The organism is Chitinophaga pendula, assembly GCF_020386615.1.
GTDB lineage: Bacteria > Bacteroidota > Bacteroidia > Chitinophagales > Chitinophagaceae > Chitinophaga > Chitinophaga pendula.
In genome coordinates this window covers 5,408,128-5,424,812 of the sequence record NZ_CP077769.1, presented here as the reverse complement: position 1 = coordinate 5,424,812, position 16,685 = coordinate 5,408,128, and the positions used below count along the sequence as shown (strand labels likewise).

Below are 16,685 nucleotides of genomic sequence, written 5' to 3'. Positions count from 1 at the left end.
ATTTAACCGTTAAACCCCCTATGCTACATGCCTAAGCGTTATTTCGAAAGACTACAGACCATTGATTACCTGATTAGGATTAAAGGTACTGGTAAACCCTCCCAGCTGGCCAAAAGGCTGCGGATCTCTGAACGTACACTGTACGAATTCCTCAAAATGATGAAGGAATTGGGTGCCCCGATCGAATACGATCGCTACAAAGAAAGCTACTACTATGCAGAAAAAGGCGGCTTCAATATCCGCTTCGACAAGAGCATCCTGCTCGGTACGCTCCTGTTGACCATCAGTTATAGCTTCCTCCTTTGGTAAGCCGGTCACGATCAAATACAGACACAGGCCAATAGTGGCAGTAGCTGGTAGATACCGGTGTGTGTGCTATTGCGGTATCTTTGCCCCAATACCAGCAAAGACAAATGTTAATCCTGGAAAAAACCTTGTTGCCGGATCGAACTAGCTCAGCGACCCGGAATATGACATGTCCCGGAACACATATCCGTAATGGATACCGGTATCCATAACAGAACATTAACTTTTCGCTTAACTATTGATTAACTATCTGGTCTGCTATTTTCTCGAAATTGCAGAAAGAGAATTTATTGCTCTATTTGCTAATGGCAAACTCGTGTAGTTACGGTCCCACCTTCGCATACAGGAGGAACAGGCATCGCCTTATCCGTAAAATAACCACCACAATCTTTGTGGTCGTCTATTGCCGGTATGATCTGACCAACAACAGCCGATCCCCGCCAAAAATCAAACACAATGAACGATCCGGCTGACAATACCTCCCCAAACCAGAAAAGCTCCCTTGTCAAAAAAACAACGGTACAGCTAAACCCCCAGTTTGAAGAGGTCGTCAACTGGACCGTCCTTACCTGGAACTGCTGCCTGCTACGGTACTATCGTTCATCCTTAACAGATAGCCAGCTCTGTAACATCATTGTAAATACGCAATGCCCATTCAAAAAAGATACAGGTAGACAACTCGGGATAAATATCCCCCAGCGGCTCGCCATCAGCAAACTCTCATTGGCATACCCGTATCTGCCAGGTACTAATTGATATCATCACCTTTTTTCGATTCGATAAGCATTTTAAATACGCGGTTTAGATTAGAAGTTTTCTTAGAGTAAGCAGGTTTCTGTTCAGTCACCTGCCCTATTATACCTGTCGCCAATAACATAAAAGAATACACGCAATAAAATGGGGAACAGGCAATCGCCTGTAAAAAGAGACAATATGAGCTTAATTATCTTGATCGTCGGACAAGCAGCACCGGGCATGCAGCATTGGAGACATTACTTCGACCACCTGGAATTCGTTTACGTAGCCGGGCAATACGATACCCTGCAACAGGCAATGCCCCTGCTGAACAGTACTATGGTTCACGCTCTCGTCCTCGGAAAAAATATTCCCGAACTTGCTAATGATACCAATCCGGGAGAAGAGCTCAACGACCAACCCATTAATATCATCACCCTCACCTATCCTGAAAAAAGAAAACACGTATTCGAAATACTCAACGTAGATATCCTTAAAATTCCCGTAACCAAACTAACCATTACCAACATCCTTGAAAAGATCTACTACAAAGTGATGACCGAAGGAGTAGAAACCCCCATCAAAAAAAAATCCTATCACGACCACTTCTTCGTGCACTACGAAAACAAATACCACCGGGTACCAATAAATACCCTGCGCTATACCGAAGTAATAGGAAATACCTGCATCCTGCATGGAGAAAACAGGACATTCACAACCGATAGTATCGAACAGATCAACGCATACCTTCCTCCATGGCAGTTCACCCGCGTACATAAACTCTTTATCGTCAACCTCCATTTCGTGGATCAGATAACAACAGGCATCGTACGGGTAGGCGCCGTTGCCATACCCGTCAAACCAGGCTACAGTCAAGAACTACAACGACAGTATGATATCTTCCGCAAACTGAAAGAAGATAGCAGAAACCCACTCCAAAATTAACCTCACACCCAACCACACATAGCAAAACAGCACAACCCCCATGGTGAAAACCACAGGGCGTACAGGAGCTTCTATTTATTATTGAGAACGTACTTGTCGGTTTTCCAAAAAAAATAAATAGCTTAACCGATTAGAATAAAAGTGAAAATAGTCTACCGGGGTAGAGACCCCGGTAGCATTTACAATAGGAAAAAGAATCAATTTCCTGGACACAACTATTTATGAATGCTCAGAAAAAGGGAACTAGTAAAACATTAATCACTTTTGGGCATAACCTGCACAACATCCGTAACGGAAGACCATAAGCAGGTTCCCTTTATAATAGAATATCATCTTTCCAGGAAGCTACAGCATTACTGACTGTAGCTTGGCCTGCCCTATCACAAGCCGATCGCACGGCGATGCTTGGGTCACCGCCGGCATACTGGCCATGCAAGCAAATGGGACCAGCATTATATTGCATCGTGTACAGGAGTATCACAATAGCATGGAAGCAACAGGCTCACCATACCTCACAATTTCCATTTCCATAAATAATCCGCTAAAAACAATGCAACTATTTTTCAAACTATCATCTGCTTAATTCCGGGGTCACTATCAGTAAGTATTACTAACAAAATTCCATATTAATGCCGCTGTTTGGTGTATATCATACGTTTCCATAAGGACGCTGCAATATTAAAGAAGTCTTTATCAAAAAGCGTTAATCAGAAGTTAACAGAAACGATATTTGTAACAAACCCTCTTCACCCCTCCGCCTGCAACAATAAAAAACCCCTGTAGTAAATACCACAGGGGAATAAAGTACAGCTAACAACAACCGGATACATATCACCTCTCAGCGATGATCCGGCCCAAATATGACAGGTATCTCTTTTCGCTTCGCTTTTAAAGCATATTGGTTTTTAGGGGTTAAACCCCGGCAGCATGCCGCCAGGTCGAAAATATCTTTGATAGCAACAGCATAATCAACTCACTCCGCCATCGTGGCTGCAACATTACATTCATTTTATGACTGTTTTGTTAACCTGAAGTTAATGAGAAATTAAATCTTATACCTTCAACAAGGCTCCACTTTATACCCATTTTTCCCTAACTGTAATAGTATTTTGTCTTTTCTGCTATCATTGATTGCGCAAACAGGAATATATCATTACTTTTTAATCGTCGCATTAATTCCAGTTATCGTTATGAGAAAAATAGTATTGCTATTCCTGCTGTCCATAACCACCGCCCATCTCCTGCCAGCACAGGATATGAAAGACATGTGGACGAAAGAAGCAGGTAATAACCCCACCCACCCGGGCCTCAAATGGTTCCGTAACGCAAAATTTGGCCTGTTCATCCACTGGGGACTTTACGCGAAACTAGGCGGTAGATGGAAAGATAGCAGCTACTACGGCAGCGGAGAATGGATCATGAACAGAGCAAAAATACCAGCCGAGACCTATGCCCGCATCGCCGATGATTTCAACCCCACCGGCTTCAATGCCAGCGAATGGGCATCCCTGGCTAAAGATGCCGGCGTCAAATACCTGGTCATCACCGCCAAACATCACGAAGGATTCAGCATGTATGATTCCAAAGTCTCCGATTTTAATATCGTACGTGCCTCCCCGTATGCCAAAGATCCACTCAAAGCACTCGCCGAGGCTTGCAGACAAAAAGGTGTTCAATTCGGCTGCTATTACTCCCAGTTCCAGGATTGGCACGAACCAAATGGTGGCGGCAATCGCTGGGACTTCGACGACAAAAAGAAAAACTACCGGCAATATTATCAGGATAAAGCCATTCCCCAACTCAAAGAACTGCTGACTAACTACGGCCCCCTCGGCATCATCTGGTTCGATACGCCAGGAGGCCTCTCTAAAGAAGAAACAAAACAGATGATAGATAGCCTGCGCCTGCTGCAACCCAACTGCCTGTTCAGCAGTAGGGTAGGGCATGGCCTGGGTGACTATAAGGATTTCGGCGACTCCGAAGTGCCAACTGCCCCCATCACCGGAGCATGGGAGTCCATATATACACACAACGACTCCTGGGGATATATCTCGCATGATCTCAATTTCAAATCACCAACCACTATCATCCGCCTGCTGGCGAATGTCGCCTCCAAACGTGGCAACCTCATGCTGAACGTAGGACCCGATGGTAACGGTCAATGGCCCCACCAATCCCGCGAGTATTTACTGGAAACAGGTAAATGGCTGAAGAAATATGGAGAAAGCATCTATAATACAACATATGGCCTCATCCCCGCTCAACCCTGGGGCGTTACCACCAGCGGTCTCCAATGTCTTTACCTGCATGTATGGCAAATGCCCACGCATCATAAGCTGATAGTACCGTATATGCAGGCAAAAGTAACGGCCGTCAGATGGCTGGATACCAATGTTGCATTGCCTTACAGACAACGCAACGACGAATTGGAAATACAATTGCCACCAGACTTGCCGGATGCACGCAGTAGCGTAATAAAACTTGAATACAAGGGGGTACAACCCGATAGCTCCGCCGCAACTACACGCACCGTCAGCCAGCAATATAAAGCGGCAGAAATACCGGTTGTAGCGGCAGAATACAGCGGTAACACCCAAAGCAAAGTATTCACTTTCTCTCACTACTATGGAGATTGGAAACATGAACAATGTTTGGTCAATATGAAAGATAGCATGGATGCACTTTCCTTCTCCCTGCTGGTACAGGAGGCAGGCGATTATAGCGTAGTACTCGATTATGCCTGCCCTCCCGCCGCGGCAGGCCGTGAAGGTGTCGTGGAAATAGCGGGTCAACAGCTGTCTTTCCTGAGCCTGCCGACCGGCGAATACGATACGCACGCCCCTCTGCTATTCATTCAACACCGTATCGGCGTGATCCGGTTGCCAGCAAAAGGTAAATACACCCTCCGTATAAAGCCGGCAAAAACAGGCAGGAAGGAATTGTTTCGTCTACGCAGCGTAGTATTGGAACCATAAATAAAACAGACACTGAACAATGAAAAAAAGATTTTTATTAACAGGCCTTCTGCTGATAACATTACTACCATACCTCCTTGCACAGCAGCAAACAGACTGGATGATCAACCCTCGCCCGTTTAAAGCAGCGATCTCCCGTTCCGGCAATAAAATAACGATGACCAATGGCTTGCTAAAACGGAGCTTTTATATAGGAGCCAATTTAGCTTGTTTCGATTTTCAAAATCTAAGCACCGGCGAACAGCTGATCAGGGCCGTCAAACCCGAAGCCCGGTTGACGATAAATGGGAAAGACTACAATGTAGGGGGCCTCTATGGACAACCACAGCAAGCCTATCTGCTCCCTGTTTGGCTGGATAGTATGACGGCCGGAACAGAAGATTTCAGATATATATCGCACCGTATCACCGACATCACCCCTTATGTCAATTGGCGCCCCACCCGCTGGAGCGGCAACAGACAGCAGCCAACCGGAAAAGAACTGATCTTTACCTACCGTACCTCCACTCCCGCTTTGAAAGACTATACCGTAGAAGTACATTACGCGCTATATGATGGCATCCCCTTGCTATGCAAGTGGCTGAAGGTAATCAACGGCAGCAGCAGGTCGCTGGTCCTCGATCAGGTCGTGAATGAGATAATGGCCACTGTAGAAGAAGAAACAGCCGTAGTAGGTAAAGTAGACCAGATGAAACCTCCGCATGGCCTCTACATTGAAAGCAATTACGCCTTCAACAATGCCATGAAAGCAAACCTGAGCGATCAGACTACCCATTGGAAAGCAGATGCTACTTACACCGCTCAGGTCAACTATGACCTGCAGACGCCCTGTCTGCTGGAAGTACACCCTGCTATACCCGTCGGTACGAGTTTGCCTGCCGGAGAGTCATTTAGCTCCATTCGTACCTACGAACTATTACTTGACAGCTACGATCGAGAAAGAAATGGCCTGGCACAGCGGCGTATGTATCGCACCATTGCACCCTGGACAACAGAGAATCCCGTCTTCATGCACCTCATCAGTACCGACCCTGCACAGGTACGCAGCGTCATCGATCAATGTGCAGCTACAGGCTATGAAGGCGTAATACTCAGCTTCGGAAGCGGACTGAATATGGAAGACACCAGCGCTGCCAATAGGCAAAAATTTAAATCGCTGGCCGATTACGCTCATAGTAAACAGGTATTGCTGGGTGGCTATTCCCTGTTCTCCAGCCGCCGCATCAGCGATGAGGACGACGTCATTAACCCCGCCACCGGCAAACCTGGCGGCGCCTTTTTTAACAACGCCCCCTGCCTCGGCAGCAAGTGGGGACTATCATACCTGGAGAAAATAAAACATTTCATTGCCACAACAGGCTTTGACATATTTGAAAATGATGGACCCTATCCGGGAGATATATGTGCTTCGGTTACACATCCGGGACACCATGACGTAAAGGATTCTCAATGGAAACAGATGGAACTGCAAAAGGCATTTTATCGACATCTGAATGAAATGGGCGTATATGTCAATGCCCCGGATTGGTACTTCCTGGATGGAACTAACAAAATAGGACTGGGATATAGGGAAGTGAATTTCTCACTGCCGAGAGCACAACAGATCATATTAAACCGGCAAAATATCTATGATGGTACCTGGGAAAAGACGCCGGGTATGAGCTGGGGTTTTGTACCGCTCACACAATACCAGGGAGGAGGCGCTGCCGCCACATTGGAACCACTGAAAGACCACCTGCATGCTTACGAACAATTAATGATGCAGTACTATGGTGCAGGGATACAGGCTTGCTACCGTGGTCCGCGGCTCTATGACACAGACAGTACAAAGGTATTGGTAACACAGGTAATTAACTGGTATAAAATACACCGGCAAATACTCAATGAAGATGTCATCCACCTGCGCCGTGCAGATGGCCGCGACTGGGATGGCATCCTCCATGTGGCTCCCTCCGCACCGGAACGTGGCCTGGCTATGTTATACAATCCGCTTCCCGTACCCATTACCCGCAATATCAGCATCCCCTTATACTACACCGGTCTCACCGATAAAGCGACCGTGAGTATAAAAGGAGGCCCCGCAAGATCGTATCCGCTCGATCGGCAACACAACATTCATCTTACCATTTCTATCCCGGCAAACAACTATACCTGGCTGCTGATAAAATGATCGTATCAACATTGGTGAATTCAATATCAAAAATAATTGGCAGGATGATCGATCTTCGATACGAACAGTGAAGCAGGTTCCACGAATGAAAACGATCAGCTATCAACGGCATGGATAAATGACCCGCCTGTAAGGAAGTACACCACCAATTATGGCCTGTATACTATATCCTGACATAATGAATGACCATTCAATTGCAAAAAAATACGCTAATGAAAAAGAATTACTTACTATGGTTCCTGATGTTCTGCTCCATTATACACACACAGGCGCAGGAGAAAAAAATATTCAGTGAAACCCCGCAGCAAAAGGAAAAACGTATGGCTTGGTGGACGAACGATCGCTTCGGCATGTTCATACACTGGGGATTATATGCTTTACCTGCCAGGCATGAATGGGTGAAAAGCCGCGAACGCATCACCGACAGCGCCTACCAGAAATACTTTGATCAGTTCAATCCCGATCTCTATAACCCGAAAGAATGGGCCAGGATGGCAAAAGCAGCCGGTATGAAGTATGCCGTCATCACCACCAAACACCATGAAGGGTTCTGCTTGTTCGATTCTAAATATACCGACTACAAAGCCACTAACACACAGATAGGCCGCGACCTGGTCAAAGAATGGGTAGAGGCATTCCGCGCAGAAGGACTGAAAATAGGCTTTTACTACTCATTGATAGATTGGCATCATCCCGATTACACAGTCGATAACAACCATCCCCAACGCCCGGATAACAGTAACGACTACACCGCACTCAATAAAGGCCGCGACATGAATAAATATCGCCAGTACCTCCACAACCAGGTCAGAGAATTGCTGACCAACTACGGAACCATCGATATGCTCTGGCTCGACTTCTCTTTCCCTGGCAAGAATGGCAAAGACCACAACGACTGGAATGCAATAGACCTCATCAAAATGGTACGTAAACTGCAACCCAATATCCTCGTCAACGACCGGCTGGACCTCGGAGAATACGCCGATGGCGCCGACTTTATGACACCGGAACAATATAAAGTAGCCGAGTGGCCTACCCGCAATGGACAGAAATTTCCCTGGGAAACCTGCCAGACATTTTCCGGCTCCTGGGGATATTACCGCGATGAATACACCTGGAAGGATGCCAAACAATTGCTCGTACTACTGATCGAATCCGTAAGCAAAGGCGGAAACGTCCTGCTCAATGTAGGCCCGACAGCAAGAGGCGTATTCGATAGCCGCGCACAGCAGTCGCTCGAAGAAATGGGCAAATGGACCCGCTTCAACGGCCGCGCCATCTACGGCTGTACCGAAGCCCCGGCTACCTTCAAACGCCCGGATAATACCTTGCTGACCTACAACCCGCTGGCCAAACGCCTCTATATCCACCTGCTCGACTATCCATTGCAAAACTTTACCCTTCCTGGCTATAAAGGAAAAGTAAAGTATGCCCAGTTCCTGCATGATGGCTCAGAGATCCGTATCTCCGCACCTGGTGGCCATCATAAATATGGCAAAGACCTCGAAGACAATGACCTCAACCTCTCCCTGCCAGTGAGAAAACCGGATATGGAAATACCGGTCATCGAGCTGATACTGGAATAATAATGATAGCGCCATAAAAGAAGCCCCCTTTACTATACACCGGCAGGTACAGTAAAGGGGGCACTCTTTTTTAAAAAAGTATATGATATAATATTACTATGTTATATATTGTAGCCTTAACTAGCTCTTTGTCGAAATACCACTATGAAAAACAAATGGATAATCTTGAGTTGCCTTTGTGCCCTGGTTATGATAATAACCAGCTTCAAAACGGTAACGAACAGTGATAAACCCAATGTTATAGTCATCCTGATGGATGACATGGGATATGGTGACCTCGAAAGTTATGGAGGCACAGACTGGCACACACCCAATATCAACAGACTCGCCGCAGAAGGCATGCGATTCACCCGGTTCTATACCGCCCAGGCCGTATGCTCCGCTTCCCGAGCCTCGCTGCTGACAGGTTGCTACCCTAACCGGGTAGGTATCCATGGCGCCCTCAGCCCGGAAAGCCCCATCGCACTATCCCCCGACGAAGAAACGATCGCAGAACTGTTGAAGAAAAAAGGATATCGTACCGGCATGGTGGGTAAATGGCACCTGGGCTGCAAACAACCCTACCTGCCCTTGCAACAGGGTTTTGATGAATACCTCGGATTACCCTACTCCAATGATATGTGGCCCGTACATTACGATGGTAAACCCTATCCGGATACCACCACCTACCGTGGAAAATATCCGCCTTTACCACTGATCCGGGACAATACAACACAACAATACATACGCACCCTGCAAGACCAGGCACAACTGACCACCAAGTATACGGAAAGAGCTTGCCGCTTTATCAGGGAAAATAAAAAGCAACCGTTTTTCCTCTACGTGGCACATAACATGCCCCATGTACCCATCGCCGTCTCCGGTAAATTCGCAGGCAAAAGCGGGAAAGGCCTGTTCGCCGATCTCATGATGGAAATAGATTGGTCAATAGGAGAAATAATGAATACCCTCAAAAAAGAAGGACTAGACAAAAATACATTGGTCGTATTTACCAGCGATAACGGCCCCTGGCTATCCTATGGCAACCATGCCGGTAGTAGCGGCGGCCTACGCGAAGGAAAAGGGACCAGCTGGGAAGGTGGTATCCGCATACCTTGTATCATGCGCTGGCCTGGTAATATCCCCGCCGGTACCATCTGCAACAAACTGGCCGCTACCATCGATCTCCTGCCTACTATCACCGCTATATGTAAAGCACCATTACCGGCTAAAAAAATTGATGGCGTCGACATTTATGGACTGATGATAAATGATACACAGGCAAACCCAAGAGACGAACTAGCCGTATATTATGAAGTAAATAGCCTCCAGGCCATCCATAAAGGCCCCTGGAAACTCGTATTCCCGCATCGCAGTCGTACCTACAAACAAAACCTGCCAGGCTACGACGGATTCCCCGGCGCACAGCCTATGACCAACGTAGGCCTCTCCTTGTACGATATGAGACACGACCCGGGAGAAACACTCGACGTCAAAGAACAATTCCCAGACGTCGTTAAAACACTACAGGCAGCAGCAGATAAATATAGAGCAGAGCTGGGAGATGACCTCACCAGCCAGAAAGGTGCCGCCAGAAGACCCGCTGCCCAACTGAAATGAAAAAAATAATTGTAGGCAACCAAAACTAAAAAGACCTTTATAAGATACCTACCCACCGCTGCGTTATCCTGTGCAACAGGCCGATACATAGTGGGAAATGTACTTTTTACAGGTTCAATGGGCTAATATTCCAATCGTCGTGTGTAAATCGTTGTTTAATAGCCAGATACTCTAAATGAAAAGCTCATAATATCAACCTATCGCCTACGTTTTATATATTATTTTAATATAAAACAATTTGCTAATTAATATCAATAGAAAAACCATATACTTATCCGATTGACTGCTGCGGGTATTTGTTTCAAATTTGTTTCCGTATGGAGACCGTGTATTCTATGTAGTCCGGCTTTTCCCCATACTACCTTCGAGACTTGCAGATACCCGGAATAAGGTTTTCAACAGAATTATAACCCAAAAAGATATATATGAAAAAAGTGCGGCGCACTGATGCAGGTCATGCGGGAATGGTGGATGCTTTAGAGATTGCCGGTATGCGTGGGGATACCAGGCAAATAGCCAGCCAACTGGCTAAAGATATATGCAACATAGTATTCATGGACATAGACATCCCAGGCATGACAGCCATTGAAATAGCAAGTATTGTAAAGGCAGCTTATCCTGATATTAATGTCATACTACTGAGTATACATGAGGGTAAGGAAGAAGTAAAACAGGTTGTACAAGGTGGCAACACACAAAAGATACCTCCGGTATCCCTGTCAGAATTCATCTCCCAAGTGTATGAAGCGGCCGTTCAGTCAAACATGATCGCCGTAGAAAAGGTCCTCGCCTTCTTTAACCGGCGTGCCGCACACCGCCCTCCCGTAGATAGCTACGGACTCTCGTCCAGAGAACTGGAAGTACTCAGCAGGCTCGTCAGCGGAGACACCTACAAAAAGATCGCAGAACATTGTCATATCAGCGTAGGGACCGTACGGTCCCATATTATGAATATCTATCGCAAACTGGAAGTGAATACACGCTCCGCCGCCATCGTTAAAGCATTGAAAGAAAGATTGGTTCGCGGACTCTGACAAAAACATCACAGCCAACTAAAAAGATAGACGCACCACATCACCGGATCACCCGCTTTTGCACTTTGCCTAATTTCAGGTAAATTGCCCGCATGGATACGTCCGTAACAGATTGGGAGGAATTTCTGAATGGGGACATGCAAGCCTTCGGCAGAATATACGCCAGGTTTGCCCCCCTGCTGTATAACTATGGCCGTAAACAAACAGCTTCCCCCGCACTCGTAGAAGACTGCATCCAGGACATATTTGAATATATCCTCGCACACCACCGGCAACTATCACCCGTAAATAACGTCAAAGCATACCTGCTCACCGCATATCGCCGCGCCCTCCTCCAAAAACTAACCACCGAACGCAAAACAACCAACATAGACACCTCCACATCCCCACTGAGCAACTTCGAACTCGTCATATCCCCCGAAAGTCAACTGATACAATCCCAAAGCCACCTCGAACGCAGACGTAAAGTCGTACACGAACTCAATATCCTGCCCGCCCGCATGAAAGAAGTACTCTACCTGCGCTTCTACGAAAACCTCCCCTTTGAAGATATCGCCGCCATCATGCACATCGACCAGCGATCCGTCTATAAAATGGTCTATAAAGCTTTCGGTAAACTGCGGCAAAAATTAGTCGACTTCCCCCTATGGCTCCTCTCATCCGCCATCATATCCCTCTCCTGGTCCTGGTAATATCCCCCTCCGCAGCGCCCCTCAAAAAAAAATTGTAATACAAAGGGATAAAATCAATAACCCTCCCCTCTATAGCAGGTACAAACAGGCGATCGCTCATGGAATGGAAGGACTATGCAGACTTTACAGTAGAAGATTTTCTTACGGACGACTTTTTTATGGAATGGGTGCTGCACCCCGACACAGAAAATAAATTATTCTGGGAAGAATGGCAGCAACTATATCCGGAGAAAAAAGCCGTACTGCAAGAAGCTCGCAATATCATGTTATCCCTGGAATACCAGCAACACAAAATGCCGGAACAAAGCTATGATCGCATCTGGCATGCCCTGCACGAGAAAATGGACACCATGCTCCCAGAACCGGCCCCAACCTTAAATACCCGCCGGTTCAAATGGTACCGGGTTGCCTCCGCTGCCGCTATCATCGCATTGGCTTTCGCTTCCTACTGGTGGCTCCGCCCGGAAGAAAAGGTTATATACACCAGCACATTCGGCGAAAGTAAAAAAATCACCTTGCCAGACAGCACCGTCGTAATACTAGCTCCCCATTCCCAACTGCATACCTCCGTATTTCACAGCGCTGGCAAAAAAAGAGAAGTATGGCTGGACGGAGAAGCGTACTTTATAGTAAAAGAACAAACCACCGACGCAGCTGCCTTTACCGTACATGCAGGCCCCCTGAATATTGAAGTGTTAGGCACGGAATTTAATGTCAATAATTACAATGGCCGCACCAGCGTCGTACTGGAAAGCGGAAAGATCGCACTCCAGGATGTGAAACGCCAACAGGCACGCATCATCATGGAACCGGGTGAAATGGTAGCATTCCGCAAAGGCGAAAAAAACTATACAAAAGAACGGGTTAAACCAATAGAATATATCACCTGGTTACAACATGAATTAGCGTTCGATCGCGCTACCCTCGAAGAGGTCGCCATAGAACTCTACCGCCGGTTCGGTATCCGCCTGCAATTTGCTGACCCAGCACTAGAACAGGAACTATTCAGCATCAAACTAAAACAACCTGACTATAACCTCGCACTGGAAGCAATACAGGAAGCTTTCAGCCTGCAATTGAGCAAACAAGATGATAGCACATATCTGCTGAGCCGCTGACAAACCGCCGCAGATCAACGCTGTTTTTTTATTCCACAATGTGAACTATTTGAACAAAATGTCGCACACTATTCTACTGTATATATCTAAAAATTCATCGTTATGAAAATAACAGGTACTTATGCCGGGGGTGTCATGCTGGTACTTGCATTGACCACGGCCTCGCCGCTCTATGCACAGGATCTGGCCTTTCACCGGGCGCAACAACAACCAGAACAACCTATACCGCCCTCTTCTAAAGACACACCTTTATCACTAAAAAAGGTCCTCGAACAACTGGAGCAATCCTATAAGGTAAGCTTCGCCTACAATGCACGCCTCGTCTCCGGTAAAACAGTACCGGCCACAGCCCTGGGCAATCAGACGCGCCCCCTGGATGAATTGTTGTCCGTAATACTGCCTCCCCTGCAGCTGCGGTATAAACAAATAGAACAACGTGTCTATGTCATCCAGGCAGCAACCTCCACCGCGCTGCCACCCAATGCAACACCCAACACATCGGGTCACAACCTGCAGGAAACCACTGCTGTGACCGATCATGTAACACAAAATGAACCTGTCAAAGGAAAAGTAACCGACAAAGAGGGTACCGGCCTGCCGGGCGTAACCATCCGTGTCAAAGGTACCAGCGCTGGTACCACCACCGGTCCCGATGGCAGCTTCACTCTTAATGTACCTCCAGGTGCAGATGTACTACAGGTATCCTATGTAGGATATCTCGCTCAGGAAGTACCACTGGCTGGAAAAAAAGAGATCAGCATCACCCTGCAGTCCGGCGAAAGCCAACTCCAGGAACTGATAGTGGTCGGCTATGGCACCCAACGCAAAAAAGACCTGACAGGATCCATCTCCTCTGTTAAAGGAGAAGAACTGTCCAGACAACCGGTCCTAACCGCCACACAGGCCGCACAGGGTAAAATAGCTGGCGTACAGGTCATCTCCTCCGGTCAGCCCAACACACAACCGCAGATCAGGGTACGCGGTACCGGCTCCGTAATGGCTGGTGCCAACCCCCTCTACGTAGTAGATGGTGTACTCACAGATGACATCCGCAATATCAGCACCGCCGATATCCTCACCATGGACATCCTCAAAGATGCTTCCGCAGCCATATATGGTGTAAGAGCCGCCAACGGCGTTATCATCATCACCACCCGCAAAGGAAAAGCAGGCAAAACACAACTGAGGTATGATGCCAACGTAGGCTTCCGCCAACCTGCCAACCTCGTGAAAATGGCAGACCGAAATCAGTACATCGACTTCCTCAAAGAAACCGCCCCCGGAAAAGATCCTATCAACGATGGATACGTCTACGGTGGCACCACTAACTGGTATAAAGAAGTACTGCGCAACGCATTTCAGATGAATCACAACCTGTCCGTCGCAGGGGGCTCCGATAAACATACCTACTTCCTCAGCGGTGGATACATCCAGGAAGATGGTATCATTCAAACTAACAACTTCCGCCGCTTCACCTTCCGCGCCAACAACGATGTCAACCTCTCCGACAAATGGAAACTGTCCTCACAGTTGTCATACTCCCGCGCCGATGGCAGAGACGTAGAACTGAAAGATACCTATCGCAGCATCTACCGCGCCGCGCCCATCGTTAAAGCAGAAGATGGTGGCCGATATGGTAACACCTCCGGATGGGGTAATGTGACCAACCCATTACTGGCACTCAATAAAAGAAATGATACCCGCCAGGAAAGCCGCTTCCAGGGCAACCTCGGCCTGGAATTCAATCCGGTATCATTCCTGAAATTCCGATCCGCTTTCAACGCAGACATCAAATTCGGCAACGACAGAGTATACCTGTACAAGTTTGATAACGACGACAAAACTTTCCTCGCCGCAGGAGGTAACCAACGCGTTCAAAACAGCACCCTCACCCGCGAAGAATACCGCTCTCAGGGATGGGTATGGGATAATACCGTAACATTCGATAAAACATTCGGCAAACATAGCCTCACCGTACTCGCCGGCTCCGTAACAGAAGGATTCTATAGCACCTCGCTCAAAGGATCCAGGATCAACGTACCCGAAAGCAAAGACCTCTGGTACCTCGATCTCGGAAACCCCGACGTTCAGTCTACCCTCAATAACGTCGCCGATAAATATGCCCGGCAATCATTTGTAGGTAGGGTCAACTATGGCTTCGATGGTCGCTACCTCCTGAGCGCTTCCCTCCGCGCCGACGGTAGCTCCAAATTCCGTGAGAAATGGGGCTACTTCCCGACAGTAGGACTGGGATGGGTACTCTCCGAAGAAGGTTTCCTCAAGGAAAATAAAACACTTAACTTCCTGAAACTACGGGGTAGCTGGGGGATCCTCGGTAACGACAACATCCCGACCAATGCCTATATCACTACCGCCAACATCAATATCCCATATATCATTGATAACAACGTAGTATTAGGCGCCACCATCAAAGATATCAAAGACCCTAACCTCAAATGGGAAACAACCACCCAGTTCGATATCGGATTCGAATTCGCCTTACTCAACAACCGCCTCGCAGGTGAAGTAGACTACTATAACAAAAAGACCACCGATGCATTGACCATCGTCAACACACCAGCCATACTCGGAGATGCAGACAACTCCTACATCACCAACGCCGCATCTTTCAGAAACACCGGCTTCGAACTGTCCCTCAACTGGAAAGATAACATCAATAAAGATTGGGGATATAGCATAGGGGGGAACATCACCTTCAATAAAAATGAACTCACAGGTCTCAACGGCGGACAAGCCCTCCTCGGTGGTAACATCGACAATCGCTTCGTAACCCGCTCCGACAACGGTTATCCCGTAGGTAGCTTCTACATACTGAAATCCATGGGCGTATTTCAGTCCCAGGAAGAAATAAATGCCTACCGGGATAAAAATGGCAACCCCATCCAACCGGGTGCAAAACCTGGCGACCTGAAATATCAGGACACCAACGGTGATGGCGTGATCAACGATGCTGACCGCCAATACATGGGCACCTTCCAACCTAAATGTTTCTATGGATTTAACCTCGGTGTGAACTACAAAGGATTCGACCTCACCGCCGATTTCTATGGCAACGCAGGCAACAAAATTTACAATGGTAAAAAGATCTTCCGACCTCAGCCAACAGATAATATTGAAGCCGCCTACGCCGACGCCCGCTGGAAAGCAGATCGTCCTTCGTCTACCGACCCGAGAGTGATCACATTGGGAATGCCCCATTCCTCTTACTTCCTGGAAACAGGCTCCTACCTGCGGTTGAATAACCTGACAATAGGATACACCATCCCCGCTGCTCGCCTCAAAGTGATCGGCATTAATAGCTTCCGGGTATATGGTACCGCACAGAACCTGTTCACCATCACCCGATACTCCGGCTTCAGCCCCGAACTACCGGGTGGTGCCATCGATGATGCCGCCTCCACCAACAACAAAAGCGGTATCCTGGATGCAGGTATCGAACTGAGTTCCTATCCAACTACGCGCACCTTCGCCGTAGGTGTTAATGTTTCATTCTAAATAAAGAGC

The 16,685-nt window shown here is 47.5% G+C and carries 11 protein-coding genes; all 11 read left to right on the top strand.

Translation table 11 applies throughout. The features are described 5' to 3' along the window. Positions 1-27 precede the first annotated feature (27 nt). The 11 genes from KTO58_RS20005 to KTO58_RS19955 all read left to right on the top strand — a co-directional run bounded on the left by KTO58_RS20005 (position 28) and on the right by KTO58_RS19955 (position 16,676). On the top strand, positions 28-309 hold the full coding sequence (locus tag KTO58_RS20005) for an HTH domain-containing protein (protein WP_095837676.1): 282 nt from the start codon (positions 28-30) through the stop codon (positions 307-309). Between the two features lie 453 nt (positions 310-762). Further along, positions 763-1,062 carry a hypothetical protein gene (locus KTO58_RS20000; RefSeq protein ID WP_095837677.1) on the top strand — a complete coding sequence of 100 codons (300 nt, stop codon included), beginning with the start codon at positions 763-765 and terminating at the stop codon, positions 1,060-1,062. 177 nt (positions 1,063-1,239) lie between these two features. After that, complete coding sequence (locus tag KTO58_RS19995) at positions 1,240-1,986, top strand: LytR/AlgR family response regulator transcription factor (RefSeq protein WP_157752836.1); 747 nt, start codon at positions 1,240-1,242, stop codon at positions 1,984-1,986. A 1,190-nt stretch (positions 1,987-3,176) separates the two neighbouring features. Continuing rightward, entirely contained in the window at positions 3,177-4,961 is a 1,785-nt protein-coding gene (locus tag KTO58_RS19990) for an alpha-L-fucosidase (RefSeq protein WP_095837679.1), read from the top strand. 19 nt (positions 4,962-4,980) lie between these two features. Beyond that, entirely contained in the window at positions 4,981-7,131 is a 2,151-nt protein-coding gene (locus KTO58_RS19985; protein ID WP_095837680.1) for an alpha-galactosidase, read from the top strand. A gap of 212 nt (positions 7,132-7,343) precedes the next feature. After that, positions 7,344-8,717, top strand: a complete 1,374-nt coding sequence (locus KTO58_RS19980; RefSeq protein WP_095841480.1) for an alpha-L-fucosidase — start codon at positions 7,344-7,346, stop codon at positions 8,715-8,717. 189 nt (positions 8,718-8,906) lie between these two features. Beyond that, positions 8,907-10,316: a sulfatase family protein gene (locus KTO58_RS19975; RefSeq protein WP_225859842.1), complete on the top strand. Its 1,410-nt coding sequence runs from the start codon at positions 8,907-8,909 to the stop codon at positions 10,314-10,316. Between the two features lie 425 nt (positions 10,317-10,741). Beyond that, positions 10,742-11,350, top strand: coding sequence for a response regulator transcription factor (locus KTO58_RS19970; protein WP_095837682.1), 609 nt, complete (start codon positions 10,742-10,744; stop codon positions 11,348-11,350). 92 nt (positions 11,351-11,442) lie between these two features. Then, positions 11,443-12,042 carry an RNA polymerase sigma factor gene (locus KTO58_RS19965; RefSeq protein ID WP_095837683.1) on the top strand — a complete coding sequence of 200 codons (600 nt, stop codon included), beginning with the start codon at positions 11,443-11,445 and terminating at the stop codon, positions 12,040-12,042. Between the two features lie 98 nt (positions 12,043-12,140). Further along, positions 12,141-13,160 (top strand): FecR family protein, encoded by a 1,020-nt coding sequence (locus KTO58_RS19960; protein ID WP_095837684.1) that lies wholly within the window; start codon positions 12,141-12,143, stop codon positions 13,158-13,160. Between the two features lie 102 nt (positions 13,161-13,262). Then, positions 13,263-16,676, top strand: coding sequence for a SusC/RagA family TonB-linked outer membrane protein (locus tag KTO58_RS19955; protein ID WP_225859841.1), 3,414 nt, complete (start codon positions 13,263-13,265; stop codon positions 16,674-16,676). Positions 16,677-16,685 lie beyond the last annotated feature (9 nt).